General features: G+C 66.9%; 1 protein-coding gene. It reads left to right on the forward strand.

From position 1 onward, the window contains the following. Window positions 1–59: 59 nt before the first annotated feature. Window positions 60–1,592, forward strand: coding sequence for an ISL3 family transposase (locus tag ACZ68L_RS46855; protein WP_469591033.1), 1,533 nt, complete (start codon window positions 60–62; stop codon window positions 1,590–1,592). The last annotated feature ends 37 nt before the right edge of the window (window positions 1,593–1,629 follow it).

The raw sequence follows: 1,629 nt of genomic DNA on the forward strand, positions 1-1,629 counted from the left end.
GGCTCTGTCTCACATTCGGTGGTGACTCTGCGTGGTGCAGGGTCGTTGATATCGATGTGATGGATGTCAACCAGCTTGTGCAGATGGTCTTTTCGGGGATATCTCCGCTGGTCATTGAGGATGTGGTCGACGAGGGTGAGCGGGTCGTGGTGAGGGCGCGGACTCCGAAGGAGACCGCGCCCTGCCCGGTGTGCGGGGCGTCGTCGGGGCGCGTTCACGGATATCACTGGCGGACAGTGGCCGACGTACCGGTCGACGGCCGACGAGTGGTGGTCCGCGTACGGGTGCGGCGTCTGGTCTGTCCCACACGCGGCTGCCGTCACACCTTCCGCGAGCAGGTGCCCGGGGTGCTGGAGCGCTATCAGCGACGCACCACCCGCCTGACCGCGCAGGTCAAGGCAGTAGTCAAGGAGTTAGCGGGCCGGGCAGGGGCACGCGTGCTGGCGAAACTCACGGTAGGTCTGTCGCGTCACACGGCTCTGCGTGCCCTGTTGCGGATCCCGTTGCCCACGAGACGGGTGCCCCGCGTGATCGGCGTCGACGATTTCGCTCTGCGCCGGCGGCACCGCTATGCCACCGTGGTGATCGACGCCGAGACCCATGAGCGGATCGACGTGCTGCCCGACCGCACTGCTGACAGCCTGGAAGCCTGGCTGCGCGAGCATCCGGGCGTCGAGATCGTGTGCCGTGACGGCTCGGCGACCTACGCCGAGGCCATCCGCCGCGCCCTGCCCGACGCAGTGCAGGTCGGGGACCGCTGGCATTTGTGGCACAACCTGTGCGAAGCCGCCCTGAGCGAGATCAAGGCGCACAGTAACTGCTGGGCCACCGTGCTGGAGACGCCCCTGTATGACGGGCCCCGCGCACGGACCACCCTGGAACGCTGGCACCAGATCCACGACCTCCTCGACCAGGGCGTGGGCCTCCTCGAATGCGGCCGCCGTCTGCAACTGTCCCTGAATACCGTCAAACGCTATGCCCGAGCCGACCGGCCCGAGCGGATGCTCCGCGTCCCGAAATACCGCACCAGCCTCGTCGATCCCTACCGCGAGCACCTGCGCAAACGCCGGGCCGACGACCCCGCCGTCCCCGTCCAGCACCTCTTCGAAGAGATCAAGGCCCTTGGCTTCACGGGCTGCCTCAACCTCCTGTACAAGTACATCAACCAGGGCCGCGCGGACGCCGACCGCAGCCATATCTCCGCACGCCGACTCGCCCGGATGCTCCTCACGAAGCCCGACAGCCTCAAGGCCGAGCACCACGACCTCCTGGCCCGGCTCACCGCCGCCTGCCCCGAGTTGACCCAACTGGCAGCCCACATTGGGACCTTCGCCCCATTCCTGAAGCCTCAACCAGAAAACGCCTACGCACTCGACCAATGGGTCGCCCAGGTCCGCGCGGCCGATCTGCCGTATCTGCACGCCTTTACCCGCGGTCTCGAGCGAGACCGCGACGCTGTGATCGCCGCATTCACACTCCCGTACAGCAACGGCCCGACCGAGGGCGTCAACACCAAGACCAAGCGGATTGCCCGCCAGATGCACGGACGAGCAGGCTTCACCCTCCTCCGCCACCGCATCCTCCTCGGATAGCGCCACGCAGAGTCACCACCGAATGTGAGACAGAGCC

It is taken from the genome of Streptomyces sp. NPDC104309, from assembly GCF_055584025.1.